The organism is Bradyrhizobium sp. SBR1B (genome assembly GCF_014198205.1).
Taxonomy (GTDB): domain Bacteria; phylum Pseudomonadota; class Alphaproteobacteria; order Rhizobiales; family Xanthobacteraceae; genus Bradyrhizobium.
The window spans coordinates 702,611-716,125 of record NZ_JACIHC010000003.1; the positions used below are offsets into that span (position 1 = coordinate 702,611).

At 62.7% G+C, this 13,515-nt stretch carries 14 protein-coding genes and 1 pseudogene; 2 read left to right on the forward strand and 13 right to left on the reverse strand.

Annotation, left to right across the window (positions count from 1 at the left end; genetic code table 11):
* Position 1: 1 nt before the first annotated feature.
* The 11 genes from GGD61_RS41425 to GGD61_RS11705 all read right to left on the reverse strand — a co-directional run bounded on the left by GGD61_RS41425 (position 2) and on the right by GGD61_RS11705 (position 10,530).
* The gene (locus GGD61_RS41425) at positions 2–280 is read right to left on the reverse strand and encodes a DUF2934 domain-containing protein (protein ID WP_177236984.1); all 279 of its coding nucleotides are present in this window, start codon (positions 278–280) and stop codon (positions 2–4) included.
* Between the two features lie 209 nt (positions 281–489).
* Entirely contained in the window at positions 490–675 is a 186-nt protein-coding gene (locus tag GGD61_RS11665; protein WP_020508686.1) for a hypothetical protein, read from the reverse strand.
* Positions 672–833: a DUF2934 domain-containing protein gene (locus GGD61_RS11670; protein ID WP_018318410.1), complete on the reverse strand. Its 162-nt coding sequence runs from the start codon at positions 831–833 to the stop codon at positions 672–674. Before GGD61_RS11670 ends, GGD61_RS11665 begins: the two co-directional genes overlap by 4 nt.
* A gap of 833 nt (positions 834–1,666) precedes the next feature.
* A complete protein-coding gene (locus GGD61_RS11675; RefSeq protein ID WP_183230711.1) occupies positions 1,667–2,560 on the reverse strand; it encodes a terpene synthase family protein in 894 nt (297 codons plus the stop codon).
* Positions 2,557–4,101 carry a hypothetical protein gene (locus tag GGD61_RS11680; RefSeq protein ID WP_183230712.1) on the reverse strand — a complete coding sequence of 515 codons (1,545 nt, stop codon included), beginning with the start codon at positions 4,099–4,101 and terminating at the stop codon, positions 2,557–2,559. Before GGD61_RS11680 ends, GGD61_RS11675 begins: the two co-directional genes overlap by 4 nt.
* A gap of 277 nt (positions 4,102–4,378) precedes the next feature.
* Positions 4,379–5,368: a polyprenyl synthetase family protein gene (locus GGD61_RS11685; RefSeq protein WP_183230733.1), complete on the reverse strand. Its 990-nt coding sequence runs from the start codon at positions 5,366–5,368 to the stop codon at positions 4,379–4,381.
* Positions 5,369–5,493: 125 nt separating this feature from the next.
* A complete protein-coding gene (locus GGD61_RS11690; RefSeq protein ID WP_183230732.1) occupies positions 5,494–6,837 on the reverse strand; it encodes a cytochrome P450 in 1,344 nt (447 codons plus the stop codon).
* The gene (locus GGD61_RS11695) at positions 6,837–7,682 is read right to left on the reverse strand and encodes an SDR family oxidoreductase (RefSeq protein WP_183230731.1); all 846 of its coding nucleotides are present in this window, start codon (positions 7,680–7,682) and stop codon (positions 6,837–6,839) included. The genes GGD61_RS11690 and GGD61_RS11695 overlap by 1 nt, the downstream gene beginning before the upstream one ends.
* Positions 7,669–7,938, reverse strand: coding sequence for a ferredoxin (locus GGD61_RS40460; protein WP_312012644.1), 270 nt, complete (start codon positions 7,936–7,938; stop codon positions 7,669–7,671). The genes GGD61_RS11695 and GGD61_RS40460 overlap by 14 nt, the downstream gene beginning before the upstream one ends.
* A complete protein-coding gene (locus GGD61_RS11700; protein ID WP_246785912.1) occupies positions 7,939–9,228 on the reverse strand; it encodes a cytochrome P450 in 1,290 nt (429 codons plus the stop codon).
* 96 nt (positions 9,229–9,324) lie between these two features.
* Positions 9,325–10,530, reverse strand: coding sequence for a cytochrome P450 (locus GGD61_RS11705; protein WP_183230713.1), 1,206 nt, complete (start codon positions 10,528–10,530; stop codon positions 9,325–9,327).
* A gap of 202 nt (positions 10,531–10,732) precedes the next feature.
* On the opposite strand from GGD61_RS11705, the gene GGD61_RS11710 reads away from it, so the two are divergent.
* Positions 10,733–11,083, forward strand: coding sequence for a hypothetical protein (locus tag GGD61_RS11710; protein ID WP_183230714.1), 351 nt, complete (start codon positions 10,733–10,735; stop codon positions 11,081–11,083).
* Positions 11,084–11,808: 725 nt separating this feature from the next.
* On the opposite strand, the gene GGD61_RS11715 is transcribed toward GGD61_RS11710, so the two are convergent.
* On the reverse strand, positions 11,809–12,726 hold the full coding sequence (locus tag GGD61_RS11715) for a TauD/TfdA family dioxygenase (RefSeq protein ID WP_183230715.1): 918 nt from the start codon (positions 12,724–12,726) through the stop codon (positions 11,809–11,811).
* On the opposite strand from GGD61_RS11715, the gene GGD61_RS11720 reads away from it, so the two are divergent.
* Positions 12,695–13,036: a hypothetical protein gene (locus GGD61_RS11720; RefSeq protein WP_183230716.1), complete on the forward strand. Its 342-nt coding sequence runs from the start codon at positions 12,695–12,697 to the stop codon at positions 13,034–13,036. The two genes, GGD61_RS11715 and GGD61_RS11720, sit on opposite strands and share 32 nt — an antisense overlap.
* 396 nt (positions 13,037–13,432) lie before the next feature.
* On the opposite strand, the pseudogene GGD61_RS11725 reads toward GGD61_RS11720, so the two are convergent.
* A pseudogene (locus tag GGD61_RS11725) lies at positions 13,433–13,515 on the reverse strand (IS5/IS1182 family transposase); the annotation flags it as partial.

The window sequence follows — 13,515 nt, forward strand, 5'->3', positions numbered from 1 at the left end:
CCTACGAACCACCCGCCCCCTTCCGCTCCTCGCGCTCATCCTCCAGTTGCCGCTCCGCTTCGAGCCAGAACTCCAGGTCACGATTGCTCGGCTGGCCCGCCTGCTCCCAGAGCTCGTAGGCGCGTGCGCGCACCTGGCCGCGCCGCATCATGCGGCGGAGCTTTCGCTTCAGTTCTTCGGCAAAACTTCGGAAACGCTGGCCGGTGGTTTCGTCCCTGACGAGCGCGGCCGCTCGCGTGGCGAGTTCGATCTGGTGCTCTATCTTTTTCTGCTCGTCCACCGCCGACACTGCCGTGGGAAAGGAATGTTGTCAGAGCCCGTGCTGTTCGGAGATTGAATTCCTTTCGGGATGGTCTGTTCCCTCGGCAACGGCGCGGCGGATGGGAGAGCGGAGCGCAACCCATGGGGCTGGGCAAGAAGAAGCACGATGGGTTTCGCTTCGCTCTACCCATCCTACCCGGCACCACTGCGAGCCGAAGCGGGCCGCCGCTAGTGCCACGTCGTGTCGGCTTCGACGATCACCACTCTGATTTCCGGATCCTCAGTCGTGTTGCAGGTGCAGGGCATGCCCTCACCGCAGCGGCAGCCGCCGAGCTTCTCGCTCCAAGGCCGGAGCGGATGGTTTTCGCAGACCCATCCCAGACCCTGGCAGAATGGGCAGGTCTTGTCGGTCACAGCGTATCCGGCGTTCGCAGCGTGTTCGACTTTTCCTCGTTGCGCAGCTCCTGCTCGGCCGCGTTCCAAAATTCTTCTTCACGGCCTTCGGGCTTGCCGGCCTGCTCCCACAAGCGGTGCGCGCGTTCTCTGATCTCTTGCTCGGTCGGATCGGACAATTCTCGTCTCCTCTGGTGAAGCACGGCCCACCCTGGGGGGTATGGGGGGCTTGGAGGCGGGCCGTGCAGGCCAGCGATCGGCGGCGAGGCTGGCCCGCGGATTCAAGCTTCCATCGTGCGCGGGAGTTCCTAGTTGCGCGCGCCGGGCGATAGCGCGCTCATCAATTACTTGAGACAGGAAGAAACAGGGTATCCAGCCAGAACAGGAGGGCGCCGATGCCTAGCACCGCAGCGAATGCGAGCATGAGGCGCATGAGCTGACCATTGGCCGCGTGGAATTCCCGCGAGAGCTCGCTCGCCAACGGGACGCCGGAGCGTCAGCAGGCCGCGCCACTCGGGCAACGTCCCGGCTCTCACGAAGGCCAGGCGTATCGCCATCGCCAAGATTACGACCGCACATCCCCAGGCCGCAAAGGCGAGGACACGAAGCAGGTCGTGCAACGCCTCTTGGAGGATGGACATGCGAAGCTCGGGGATATTGGTAGCGGGAGGACGCTACCGTCAATCCCCACCTAGCGATAAATCGTGGGGAAAGGTGGTAGCGGGGGAGCGCTACCGCCTTTCCCCACACCAGCCGAACTTACGATACCTCATCCAATCTTACGCCTGAGGTATATGTGAGGTCTGCAACACGCTGAACTCTATAGTCCTGGAGGCCTACATTGAAAGAAAGATCACACTTTCAAATCGTTTCGCCCATCGAGCACTGTGTCCAGATGATCGGCTTTGCGCCGGCTTAGGGCGACGTCGCTTTTGCTCGTTCAATCTGTTCATCGGGCGACGGCGTAGAGTCTGGCCGCGGCAGCGAGCGCACAGCGCCGCCTCCTGTGCGTTCAGGCCAGCGAACGATAACCTGCCCCCCCGGGGTCGCTGCGGTACCTGCTGGTTGAGGTCTGGTAGTACTCCGCGCGGATGGCCGCCATAGCCTCAATCAACGATTGCCACGGCGCCGGGAAGCGTTCTTCCGCCATCACCCGGTGCAGCATGCGCGTATAGCCGGCCAGCTCGTCCTCGAGGAACTTCACCACAGGCATAGCTGGATAGCGCTGCAGCAGCAGGACTACCGCGTTGTCAGCCTCGCCGGCCGAACTGTCCTTGTCGCATCCATGCAGATCGTTCTGCAGGCGCCCTATCGCTGAGATGAGCCGCAGGACCTGCCGAAACGCCGGGCGCGCGCGCAACGTTGCGATGTCCAGCCCCCACAGCAACGATAGGCAACAGAGCACGTTCGCGTAGGCGATCGAGACGATGCCGTTGTGCAGGTACTCGGCGTAGGACCAGCGTTTCGCCTGCGCGTGTCCGGCGCGAAGGGCCGCGCAATAGCCCTGGGTATCCTCCAGAAGCTGAGCATAGTCGCGACGGTCGTACGCGAGCGCTGCCAGCGAAGCACGCTGCACAGCGCAACCCTCGAATCCGGGAAGCGTGCATAGCTCGCCCTGCCCCACCGCCTGCTCCACCGCGACGAGCTGCTCAGGCGCGAGTAAGTCAAGGTCATTGCAATCGTCAAGCCAGAATAGCAGTGCCAATTCGCGATAGAACGCCACGGTCAGGCTTTCGTCCTGCGGATGGCGACCGGTGCGGGCGCTGATCTCGCGCAGGCCCTGGTGGACGCTCTGCAGGATGTACCGGCCGCCCCTCACCGCTTCCAACGCATGCTCGTTGGCGAACCCGGTCAGGGGCCGTCCCCACTCCAGCACGTGCTGTAGCGCACGTTCGGCCTGGATCATTGCGTCGCTCCTGCTACTTCGCCCAGTACACGCCGTCTCCAATGAAGCGCCAGCCACAGCCCGGCGAGTTCAGCCACCCGCACGACCCGAGTGGGGCAATACAGTTCCTTGCCAATCCACAACGGCGTCTGCGGCAATGCATGCACAGCATGGCGGACGAGTATCCACTCCAGCGCACGCGCCACCACCTGCGCGATGCGTCGGCGCCCTGTCGCCTCTTGGTTCCGGTCCATCACGTGCAACGCGAACAGCGCGTAGGCGGTTTCTTCAAAAGTGGACGTGCGACCGGTGCCCCAGCCGCCATCGTGACGCTGCGCCTGCAGCAGCGCCGCTAGCGCGCGCTCGTCGCGCCACTGGGGCTTTCCTTGCGCCAGCGCAGCGATCGCATGAGCGGTGGGATACAGCCACGAAACGTGCCATTTTTCGTTCTCCCATAGCCCGCGGGGACTGCGATTGGCCTCAACGTAGGCGCAGGTGGTCGCCGAGGGCTTGCCCAACAGTCGCAGCGCATGCAGGGCATGGATGTTGGTAGACACGGAGGCATTGCGTTCGCCGGGAAAGGTTACGAAAAGGTTGCGGCTTTCGAAACGGCGCAACGCATCCACAGCCGGGGCGCGGCCCGCAAGCTGCAGGACGCACAATGCGACGGCGGTGTCGTCCGCATCAGGCGCGAAGTGCAACGCCGGGCCCAGACCGCGCACGCTCAGACGGGCTTCGAGCTGCGCGACGATCACGCGGACCGCCTCAGCGAGCGCGGGATGCGCGAACAGCCCGGCGAGATGCAGTGTGTACAGCGACCAGCATGGTTCGAACACATTGATAGGCCATACGTTCGGGACGACACCTTCGATGCCGCAGCGCGTCGCTCGCGAGGCTGTGCGCAGATACGCATCGGCGCGCGCGACCTCCGGCGTACTCCCCTGTATCACGGCGTACGCACGCCACGCAGCAGTAGCCGCCGGGCTGATGCCGACGCTGCCGTCGTCATCCGGACATGCTGTGGTCGGCGATGTCCCCCAGGCCTCCCAAGAGTGCAGCATCGGATGGCCGCTCGGCAAGATCGCCCCCGCTCCTAGCTCGGCCAACCGCGCTTGCCGCAACGGCAACAGCGCTGGATGTCGTGGAAAACCTGCGTCACCTGGCAGGGAAGCGACCAGGCCGCAAAATTGCGGTAGGATCAGCTCCGCGCCGATCGGCGCGTCTTCCGGGACCGCATTCAGGTAGGGATCGGGCTCGCGCTGGAGGAACCGTGTCGCAGCCTGGAGTGCATCGGGAGCACCGAGAGCAGCGCGCTGCAATGCCAGCAATGCCGCCCACGTGGGCGCATGGCGGAACAGCGGGAAATCAATGCTTCCCCATCCGCCGTCGGCCTGCTGCTGTGCGATGAGCCACGCGTATGCGTCCTGCCGACCGGTGAGGTTGCCGTAGAAGCGCAGCGCTTGGGCCGTGTCGTAGACGGACGGACCGACACTGCCGCCATCGTTCATTTCGCACAGCAGGCGGCGCAATTCGGAAAGGATCTGCTCGGACAGCGCGTTCACGAAGGAAGCTCCTTTCGCAGGGTTAACGAGAACCGGAATCCGGCAGTCGCCCGCATGTCGCCGCAGGCAGGTCGATAGGGAGCGCCAGACAGCCGCCCTGCTGCGGCTCGGCGACGCGCCCCGATGCTCGCTATGGTCCGCCGCATAGGCTTGGCACGGCGCGCACCGCGGCCGGCAACCGCTGCAATTGGCCGCGCACTCGGACATAGTGCAGCATGCACGACTATCGCCGGCAGATCGCAGCGGCACAGCGCTGGCTTAATGCGGAGGTGCGCGTTCAAGCGCATGGCACGTTCTGGACGAGATACGCGTTGGCCCGCCGTATGAGTTGCGCCAGCCGTTCCGCATGCGGCCCTAGCGGCGTGATTGCCTCCTCGGCATCGCGCAACAGATCCAGCGCGAACTGACGTGCTGCCTGCAGTCCCATGATCGACGCGCAGGTCGGCTTCTGTGCCGCCGCATCCTTGCCGGCGGTCTTGCCCAGTGTAGCCGTATCGGCTATCACGTCGAGAATGTCGTCGATCACTTGCAAAGCGAGGCCGAAACGGGCGCTGTAACGATCAAGCGCACGGTATAGTGCAGCGTGCGCTGCATCCTCCGCGACAGCACAAAGTGCGCCCATGCGAACGGACGCGCGCACGAGAGCTCCGCTCTTCATCCGGTGCATCGCCAAGATCCGGTCCAGCTCCACGTGCTTTCCAACCAACGACAGATCCATGGCCTGCCCGCCTGCGGCACCCTCGGCTGACACCGCCTGCGCCAGTTCGAGCACAAGCGCGATACGGTTTTCGCCCGGGGCATTCAGGCTCGCTAGTGTCAGAAAGGCGTGCGCCTGCAGCGCATCGCCGACGAGGATCGCAGTAGCTTCGCCAAACTTGACGTGGACGGTCGGAAGGCCGCGACGAAGCACGTCGTCGTCCATCGCGGGCAGATCGTCGTGGACCAGGGTACACGCGTGCATCATCTCGATGGCGGCGCCGACGTCGTCGAGCATGTGCGCCGGTCTCCCAGCCAATGCGCCGGCGGCCAGACACAGCAACGCGCGGGTGCGCTTCCCACCATGCAAGGTGGCGTAGCGCATCGCCGCCATCAGCTCGGTCTCACCGTCATGTTCGGTGCAGAGAAGACCCGCCAGCACCTGTTCGACCCGTTTTGCGCCGTCCTGCATCCAGATCTCGGACTGCAGCTCGCCGCGCGCCTGGGTGCCCAATTCGCCGAGCGCGGATTCACGAGTGCTGTCGTCCTGTGGCGTGTGACCGGTGCGCATGTTGTTCACGTCCTTGTCCTTGACAGGCGAGTCGCCGAGGTGTGTCGGCATTGCATCATGCCGGTCGGGGCAGCAATGCCGCGCAGCGCTGGCGCCGCTGCCTGGCTAGGGCGTGCGACGCCACCTCATGAAAATCCGATGCGGATGTTCATGGACGGATGCGCGGTCGGGTAATAGCGCCGGCCTTTTTCGGCGTTGCTCAGCAATCGCGGCCGCGCCCCGCTCTCGTGCATGGTCAGCGCCAAGGCGATGCAGAACTGCACCAGTTCCAGCCATGCCAGGTGGTAGCCCATACACACGTGTGGGCCGGTACCGAACTGCAGCATGTCCACCGGCCGGATAGGCTCCGTGCGTTCCAACCACCGCGCCAGGCGAAACTGAGCGGGCGCCTCGTGCAGCAGCGCCGAGGTCGAGAAATGCAGAAGCGGGATGCACAGATCGGTGCCCCCGGGAATGCGCCGTTGGCCGAGTCGCAATTCACACAGTGCGCGACGCACCAGGAGCGGCGTCGCCGGATGCAAGCGCAGGGTCTCGCGGAACAGCGCCTCGGCGACGGGACACTGCGCCAAGTCCGAGTGCCGGGTCGGCACCGCGCCCACGCGTTGCGCCTCCTCGACCAAAGCGTCCCACAGCCCAGGCTGCCGCGCCAGTTCGATCACGATCCAGGCCATCGTCGAGGCGGTGGTTTCGTGACCACCAAGCAGCAACAAACGAATATTGGCGACCAGGATCTCATCAGAGAGCGCACCGTCAATGCGATCGAAGGCGCTGACCAGGTCGTTGATCAGCCCCGTGCGCGCCGCATGTTCGCGCGCGTCGCGAACGAACTCGCGCAACCGCGCATCGATCCAGTCGCGCGCGGCGCGGCCGCGCCGCAACGGCAGTCCGGGCAGGTCGAGCGGAGGCGCGACGATCAACTGCAGCAATTGCCGGTACTTGCGATGCCATTGCGGCAGGTCGTGCGTCGGGATTCCCATGAGGCTGAAGATGAGCTTGAGCGTCAGATCGCCCGTTTCGCGCAGGATGTTTACGTCGCCGCGGTCGCGCCACCTCTGGACCCACGCCCGGATGACTGGCGCGAACAGCTCGCCAATGCCGGAGTGGGTCAGGCCCGCGGGCAGAAACGCTGCTTGGATCGCACCGCGCGCCTGCCGGTGCGCGCCGCCGTCCTGGGTGACCAACGTTCCACCAAACAATTCGGGCGCGATATCTTCGATCAGCGCGGAGGACACGTCCTTGTGCCGGAGCAGCGCGATCGCTTCAGAGTCCAGACAGGTCACCATATGTCCGGCAGGGCCAAAATCCAGCCAGAAGTGGCTGCCCAGCGTCCGTTCCGCGCGCCGCAGCAGGCGCGGCAGGTTGTAGACGACGGCGGGAAGATGCCCGACCAGGGGGAAAGCGCCGGGCACGACCGGGATGTCGTGCCACAGCCGATCTCGACGGTTCAGCGGGTTGAGTAGCATGTTCATCAGCAACGCGGCGACTCAGCCGCTTCGGCGGTCTCGCGGGAATATCGCGCGGCGCGGCTGTTCCCCCCGTCAGCATACGTTGGGACATGCGCCAGCATGCCGCCGTCGATGCAGACGACCTGGCCGGTGATGAAGGCAGCATCGTCTGAGAGCAGGAATGCCACGAGAGCGGCCACGTCCTCGGGGCGGCCGACGCGCGGCAGGAGCTGGTGCCGGCGCAGATGCCGTTGCATGCACTCGTCCAGCTTGGCCACCAGACGCTCGGTCATGATGAGACCCGGCGCAACCGCGTTGCAGCGGATCTGCGCATGACCGTACTGGGTGGCGAGCGAAGCCGATACCATGTTTATCGCCGCCTTCGATGCGGCGTAGGACGTTAGCGCGGTGTCACCACTGAGCCCCTGGCACGACGACATGTTGACGATTGCGCCACCGCCGCGAGCGATCATCCCTGGTATGGCCTGCCGGCAGCAGAGCAATGTGCCGCGCAGATTGGTTGCCATAGTCTGGTCCCAGACCGCCAGGTCCAGCTCGAGGATCGCGCGGTCGCGCGGAGTTAGATGCATGGCGCTCGCGTTATTCACCAGCAGGTCGACCCCACCAAAGTGCCGATCCGTCCTCTCGAACAGCGCAGCCACAGCGTCCGCCGCGGCGATGTCGATGGCCAGAGCCAGCGCCCGGCCCGCCTCGGCCGCGATTTGCGCGACACACGCCGTGGCCGCCGAGCCATCGATGTCGGCAACCACCACTCTACCGCCCTCGCGCGCGATCGCGAGGGCGCATGCCTTACCGATACCAGCGCCGGCGCCGGTCACCACGGCCACCTTGCCTTCAAACCGTCTCACCGTGTCCTCCTGGATTGCGCTGGTCTCCTGCGGCATGCCGTTCCTCGTCATCGCCAGCTTCGCTTTCGATGACACGAATGGCGGCGACCGGACACTGGTTGGCCGCGAGCCGGACGGCGGCGTGCAGCGCCTGCGGGACTGTCACCCCGCAAACCTCGGCCACACCGTCCGGTATGCGCTGGCGGAAGGTGCCCGGCAGCGTCAGAACGCATTGACCGGTGGTTCCGCACAGATCTTGGTCGACCACGACGCGCACTTAGCCTCCGTATGTTTGCAGCCGCACCGGCAGAGCTCGGAACGTCCTGAGGAATGCGGAGGGTTCCCGGGTCGGCTGCTCGGCCAACGCCAGCGTGGGGAAGCGCTCCTGGATCCGCGGCAGGCTCTCAGCCAACTGAACCCGGGCCAGTTGCGCACCAAGGCAGAAGTGAATGCCGTGGCCAAAGCTCAGCATGATCTTCCCGTCGGTCGACAGGCCGGGACTGGTGCCGTAGAAACGCGCAGGATCAAATCGGTCAGGATCGGCAAAGGCGTCCGGGTCGCGATTGCCGGACGCTATCAGCACGCGCACATCCGCGTTCGTCGGGATCACCACGCCGCCTAATTCGATGTCGTGCTGGGCGATACGTGGAATGGAGCTGAACATGGCCGGGGCGTCATAGCGTAGGACTTCTTCGACGAATGCCTTGACCCCCATGACGTCTCGCTGCAGCCAGTGCTGCTGTTCGGGATACGTCAGCATCGCCACGACCGCATGGTCGATTGTTGCAGCAGTTGTGGCGAAGCCGCCCAGCAGCATGCCCCACAACATGCTGATCAACTCGACATCCGATAGTGTGTCGAGGTCATCGTCACGTGCGCCGACCAGCACCGACACGATGTCGTCGCAGGGAGCGGCGCGCTTGCACTGTATGAGCTCCCCAAAGTAGGCCTTCACTCTGGCACTGGCCGCGTCCGCGGCGGCGAGCTGGGGATCGCTGGCGTGCGGGCTCAGGCCCTCCAGAATGGCCCCGATGCCAGCGCCGAGATTAAACATGTCGTTTTGGGGCATTCCAAAGATTTCGGCGAAGACCAGCATGGGCAAGGCCAGCGCGAATTCCTTGTGAAGGTCCACGGTCTCCCCGCGCTTCAGCGCCGGCGCCATGCTGTCCAGGCGCGCTGCGATGATGCGCGCGATACTCGGCCGCAGGTTGTCGATCCGGAGCATGGTGAAATCGCGCGAGATCAGCCGGCGCAGGCGCGTGTGGGCCGGTCGGTCCTTCATCGCTAGCGTGGAGGCCAGCAGATTAAGCGACAGGCTGGTCGCCGCATGAGGAAAATAGCGCGCCAATTCTCCAAGCGCTGGTCCCCGAAACGCATCGCCGGTGGCCTTAAGCGCCCAGTAGATGTCGGCGTGACGGCTCAACAGAAATCGACCCGACGCCGCGCGATGCACCGGATCATGCTCGCGCAACCACCGCATGAACGGATACGGGTCGTGGATCCAAGCCGGCGACGCCAATTCGGCGAAGGCATCTCGGCATTCAGCCGTGATTTCTTGCACGTCCATCCTCGCTTACCTGTTGGCTGGCTGATCTGACGCTTACGCGGCGGGCGTGTCGGGCGATGCGAAGACGATCGCCCCCCCCCAAGCGGCGTCCGCACATCACCAGAGCACTGGGATCTCCTCGAAGCCGCCAGTGATGATCTCCTTGCGCAACTTCAGCTTTTCGGGTGCTACGGCCAGGCGCAGCGCGGGAAAGCGCTGGAAGATCGAACCGAACACCGCCTTGAGTTCCAGCCTGGCCAGCGCGCCGCCGATGCAAGAGTGCGGCCCGTAGGAGAACGCCAGGTGTGGCTCTTCATCCCGTCCAATGTCGAAGAATTCCGGGTCGTCGAAATGGCGCGGATCGAACGACGTTGCTGGCAGGCCGACCAGCACCTTGCTCTCCGCGGAAATATGCACGCCCGCAATGGTCACGTCGCTCCTCGGATAACGCATGATGCCGTCCCAGCCTGCGCCCGGGGGGTACATCCGCAGGATTTCCTCCACGGCCTTGTCCAACAAGGATGGATCGCGGACCAGGCGTTCGCGCTGTCGCGGATGGCGGAACATGGCCAGTAGGCCGAATTCGATTTGAGCGACGGTGCTCTCGTGCCCCGCCACCAGCATGCCCGCCGCAAGGCCAACCGCCTCTTCCTCGCTCGCCTTGCCTTGGTCGACCGCCGCGAGCAGATCCGTAAGAAGATTGTCGCCCGGATCCTGACGCTTTTCGCACATCTTGCTGCGAATGTAGACGCGCAGTTCATCCCAGGCTAGGAGCGAGGCGCTCCGCGGACCGCATTCATGTTGGTGCGTCATCACCTCGTCGGACAGCCCCGCGAAAAAGGCATGGTCCTCGTAGAGCACGCCCATTAGCGCGCAGATGACCATGGCTGGAAGCGGAAACGAGAGGTGCCGCCGCAGGTCGGCGGGTTGAGGCTGGGCCGCGAGCGTCTCAAGCAAGTGCGCGGCGATCGCTTCGACCTGTTGCGCCATCAGCTTCACCCTGCGGTCGCTAAAGGCCGGCGCCACGATCGTGCGTAACCGAGCATGCTCACCCCCCTCGTGTGAGACCAGCCACCCCGGCGAACCGAGAATCACCGAATCCGGCGTGAATGCCGCCGGCGGCATTCCCGCGGGTCGAAACGCAGCGTTCGACAGGACAGCCTTGGCCTCGTCGTACCCTATCACCCACCAACCTTCGTGGCCGGAGGGGAAGCGCACGCGGTGGATCGGACCCTTGGCGCGTAGCGCCAACATCTCGCGCGAGGGCTCGATGTGATCGACACGCCACATCGGTAGCGTCGGCAAGGGCAGGTGTTCGGACATAGTTGCACTTCACTCAACGGGCAAAAGGTGACGAGCAGGGGCTGCGGACAGCGACTGATGTAAGACGGCATGTAGACGAGATCCCCGGCGCGATGGTCAGCGCCATCCTCTAACCGCACGAACAGTGTGGGTAAGCGTAGTGCAATTCCCAAACGCGCCAGCACGGGGCCGCGCAGGCCCTGGCCGAACGACAGGCAGTGTTATGCGCCCTGATGACATCGAACCGATCGGCATCGCCGTAGATCGATTGAACCTAGGGATTGATGAAGGAGGCTCGACCATTCCCGCCACCGAAGTGTCCGCCAATATCGCCCCGATCCGTCCCACATCGCTGATAGCACTCTCACTCCTGACTCAAGGTCTTGCCGCTTTGGATGCAATGCCCGCGATGAGCGCAGATGTTGCAGGTTCCCAAAAGAAGAACTGCAGATCGCATCCAGCAGGCGAACAGCGACGCGCCTTGAAGACCATCACACTGCGATTGGTGATGACGCCGCAAACACAGCAAATTGCGTGCCGAAGTGATTTCGCCGGCTCATCAGGCACTTCCTAGCGGCCCGAAGTGTCGAGTTTCCGACATTTTGGCTCAGTACCGACGACGGCCAGCAAGTGTCCGACAAAGGCCTGTCTCGCTCAACCTGCGGGGCCACTTCTGCTCGAAATTTGAAGCAGCCGGATTTGTCGCGGCAGGGTCTGGTTTGCTAACCAAGAAACTGGGTGGGATGGAGAATTATTTCGACAGCATGCCATGATGACGGTTTCTCCCGGCGGTAGCGGTGCGGGAGGAATCGTTCGACATCTCTCACTGCTATATGCGGTGAAGCGCTGGACTTAGGAAGGAAAATCGCTAACTTTCCCTGCGCGGCTGCGCCAACGGATCGCGCTGCCCAGCGCTGACACCAAAGCTTGGCGACCTGTCGACAGGACTAAGCCAGTCAATCGCAGCTACCACCCTTTGGTGAAGATCAACAGAAAGCGTCTTGGGCATGCATCTGCCCCCTCTTCGCCTGCATCCAGCTTGCATTTGGCGCGTCGCTTGAAGAAATCACGCAGATGCATTCCAATGGAAAAGTGCTCCAGAGCAGCAATTTCGTTCAGCGCGGCATTTCATTAGGAACTAATCACGCGGATGCTTAACTAAGTTCGGGCGCACGTCGTGAGTCAAAGAACTCGCGGGATTTTGGATCGAAACTGTATTCGTGAGATGCCGTTGTTTGGGTACATTCACGTGAGGCATCTCACCGTTTTGTACCGATTTCATTGAAGATCGCTCATAAGCTAGACGACATTTGCTGACTTCTGCTTGACGCGCGCTACACTGCGCCGCCCGTTAACGCCGATGGGCACTTCACCGTCTATGGCCGCGCGGCGGACAAGGCGAGGCTGGTTTTCATAATCGTTGGCCGCATAATGCATGGTGGCTCGGTTGTCCCACATCACAACGTCATCCTGCTTCCAATTCCAGCGCAGTGTGTTTTCGGGCGCGATGATGTGAGATTCGAACAAATCGAACAGCCTCTGGCCGTCATATCTCGGTACGTCGACAAAGCGTTTCGCATACATGCCGAGCACTAGCGCGCGCTCGCCCGTCGCGGGGTGAACACGCACGAGCGGATGCTCCGTCTCAATTGTCGCTTTAAGGACCTTTTCATGATGCTTCTTGTCAGCTTTGGTTGGCCGGGGAAATATAGCGGGATCGAACGCATTGCTGTGAACAACCCAGAGATCGTCGGCAAGCCGCTGCAGCGGCGGCGGAAGATCGAAATATGCGGTCGTAGTGTTGGCCCATACCGTATCACCGCCGGTTGGCGGAATTACTACGCCTCGGAGCACTAAAATCTTGGGATAGGCCTCCATGTAGGCCATATCGATGTGCCAACAGTCCGCTCGGAGACCGCGCACCCTATCAATTTCGATCATCGAAATCGTTCCCTGGACAGTATTCATCGTTGGAGTCGGTGGAAGAGCTTCCCCAAAGCGACAAGCGAAGCGTTCATGTTCGACATCGTCCAAATGACCCTGCTCGCGGAAGAAGAGGACCTTGTACTCAAGCAGCAGACCGTTGATCGCAGCAATGGTCTGCTCCGGCAAGTCGGCCGACAGTTTGACATTCAGTATTTCAGCGCCTATGCGCCCCGAGCGTTTGACGATATCGGCAGGTGAAATGACGCTGTTCATCAAACCGCTCCCACTCATGGCAGCATTCTCCAAGATGATTTCTGGTAGCATTGTTGTTTTTTTACCAGCGTTTCATGTGTCTACTTTCATTGCAGCTATCTTTTCTGGTGGTTGGCGGAACATGGCCCGCAGGCCGCATTCGATCGGCGCGCCGTTGCTGTCGTGCCCCACTACCAGCATGCCCTTCGGCAACCCGAACACTTCTTCCTCGGTCGCACTGGTCGATCGCCGCGGGCAGCTCCGTCAGCAGTTTGTTGTCCTGATCATGGCGCCTGTTACGCATCTGATGCAGGCGCAAGCCAACATCTCGGGGGAGGGATCAATGTGATCGACTTGCCAAATCGCTAGCGTCAGCAGGGATTTTTCGGACACGCAGGCACCAAACTCTGTAAGCGATGAACGGCGCAGGTACTCCCACGGATTGCAGGCACCGCGCACGGTTGCGTTCGCTCCTCCTGTTCGTAGAATGACCGGGGGAGGGGCCACTAAATACTACGGCAAATTTGCTTTAACCATCCACCAAAACCTTCTAGTAGCCCTAAGCTGAACACCTGTTGCGGGAAACACTATCGCCACGCGATACCTTATGGAAACCTGTTTCCGATGGGGGCATCCGCCTATGACTACATGCGCGTGTCGCCGAAGTAGGCCGGCCAGAACACGAATTTGCAGCGGGATGCACTGCTCGGCCGACGTCGATCCCTTCACTTCTTAGGGTTCAGACTCAATTGATCCAATATGCGACGATGGCGGCGAGGTGGACGGCAGCCAAGAAATTTCTGGCAAGTTTGTCGTAGCGAGTTGCGA